The organism is Bacillus sp. LR_5 (genome assembly GCF_042709275.1).
The window spans coordinates 1-2,294 of record NZ_JAVAXX010000519.1 but is presented as its reverse complement, the minus strand read 5'-3'; the positions used below and the strand labels follow the sequence as shown (position 1 = coordinate 2,294).

The following is a 2,294-nucleotide window of genomic DNA, read 5'->3' as shown; positions in this document are numbered from 1 at the left end:
GGTGATCATAACATGTTTTTAGCTCCACTATTTGAAAATGATGTTCCAGTAGCACTTCTCCGCCCTTAATGGAGTAAAGTGACTACTTCTCTCCGTTAGGGCATTTATTGACCTAATTTTAAATACGGAGGGAACAAAAAAATGAAAAATACCCTGTTAGGTTCTATATATTTAGCTTTAGCCGCTAGTATCTGGGGTGGCATGTATGTTGTGGTTAAGGTTGTTGTCGCAGTGATTCCGCCTTTTGAATTGGTTTGGACCAGGTATGTCATCGCCATCCTTGCGCTTCTTATTGTTGGTTTAATAAGGAAACAATCTTGGAAAATTCATAAGCGCGATCTTTTATTAATTGTGGCCATTGGAATTGTTGGCAACACCATTTCAATTGTTACACAAGAATATGGAACGATGTTGTCTTCAGCACAAATGGGAGCAATTATTACGTCCTCCACACCAGCGTTCATGGTTATTTTTGCTCGTCTATTACTTAAAGAACCATTGACTATCAAAAAAGGAACCTCAATTATTTTAGCGACCATAGGTGTATTCTTTATTGTGGGAAACGGACATATTGATACATCTCATCAGCTTGGCGGTATTTCTCTGCTTGTTGCAGCCCTTACATGGGCACTTATGTCAGTGCTGATCAAACGCGTTCCAAGCAGTTATTCACCAATACTTGTTACAACATATTCAACTTTTGTTGCCATTGTGGCGCTAACTCCTTTTGTAAAACCTAGCACCATTTTTACATCACAACTGCTTGACCCTAAAATTCTAGGTGGTCTTTTGTATTTGGGAATTGTTTCAACCGCTTGTGCTTTTTTATTGTGGAACCGAGGCTTACAATTATTAAATGCCTCAAGTGGAGGCCTCTTTTTCTTTTTTCAGCCTCTGGTTGGAACCTTACTCGGATGGATTCTGCTTGGAGAACAAATAGGCGGGACATTTTGGATAGGTTCGTTTTTAATTCTGAGCGGTGTTTTATTAGTCATTAAAGAGAAAGAAAAAGAAGTGAATTCATAACAAAAAGAAAAGCAAACTATTTTATATAGTTTGCTTTTCAATTAACCTTGTTCTTTCCCCTTCACTTCTTTATGTTCTGGTCTTCATTTATAATCTCTCCTTTCTTTATTTTTCTTTTCACCTCAATACCCATTTGAAGGTTGTCAATTTCCATGATAATAATGCCAATCTCGGTGGCAAAATGTTCAATATCCACAAACCTTTTTCTGTTCGCAAGATAAGTGAAAATGCATCATTAAGTAAGTGGGCCGTTATCCATATCAAATCGGTAAAGAAATTAGAACTTAATCATGTACTTTTAATATTTTTAGCTGACATTTCACAAATATCGTTCCTTCTTATTTCTACTCAAATCATTTCTGTGATGTCATTGAGCCAATGAAAAACTGCTCACACGGATCAATTGACCTTTTCCTGATTGGAAATCCGACACGTTACCTATTGTTTTTGCTTGATCTGTTTTTTCAAAAAAGTTATTGACATCAAAAATTCGATCATGTTATTATTAAAATTTTGATATTACACCTCCATATATGGTAATCTTAAGAAGGATACCATATATGGAGGTGGATGATATGTTTCAAATTGGCGATAACATTGTTTATCCAATGCACGGAGCAGGTATAATTGAAGCCATAGAAGAAAAAGAATTCTTAGAGGAAAAACAACAGTATTATGTCATAAGAATGTCAATCAGTAATATGACAGTTATGATTCCAACGAGTAAAATATTGAGTTCGAATATACGACCAGTTACCGATATACTTGCATTAAAACACATTATGCACATTTTTCAGCATGGAGAATCCGATAGGTTACTGCCATGGAAGCAAAGGTACAAAATAAACACGGACAAAATAAAAACAGGTGAAATACAAGAAGGTGCTGAAGTTGTACGTGATTTAATGCGTATGAAGAAAGAAAAAGCACTTAATGCAAGCGAAAAAAAAATGCTGGATAATGCATATGAATTTTTGATTAGTGAACTGGAAGTAATTAAAGGAATCACTGAAAAACAAATAAAAAGTTTTGGTTAGATACATCCCAAAAGATATTTCGGAATATTATGATGAAAAGCAAATCTTCTCCAACTTATGTTTAGAACATTAACGACCTCTTTTGTTATTCCTACATTCTAATCCATTTTTATTATTTACATTTCTTCTGCGAAGATTGAAGTTTTACCAAAAAACTCAATAAAATAGTCACTTTTTTTAGTATCCTGATTCACACTGGCACGGACAAGGAGCCGTAAGGATGGAAGAGAG

2 protein-coding genes are annotated in these 2,294 nt (G+C 35.0%); both read left to right on the top strand.

The genetic code is table 11. The annotated features are described in order from the left end of the window. Positions 1–141: 141 nt before the first annotated feature. Positions 142–1,026 (top strand): DMT family transporter, encoded by an 885-nt coding sequence (locus tag RAC86_RS37920; protein ID WP_038428392.1) that lies wholly within the window; start codon positions 142–144, stop codon positions 1,024–1,026. Between the two features lie 575 nt (positions 1,027–1,601). Then, a complete protein-coding gene (locus RAC86_RS37915; RefSeq protein ID WP_010886417.1) occupies positions 1,602–2,063 on the top strand; it encodes a CarD family transcriptional regulator in 462 nt (153 codons plus the stop codon). Positions 2,064–2,294: the final 231 nt, after the last annotated feature.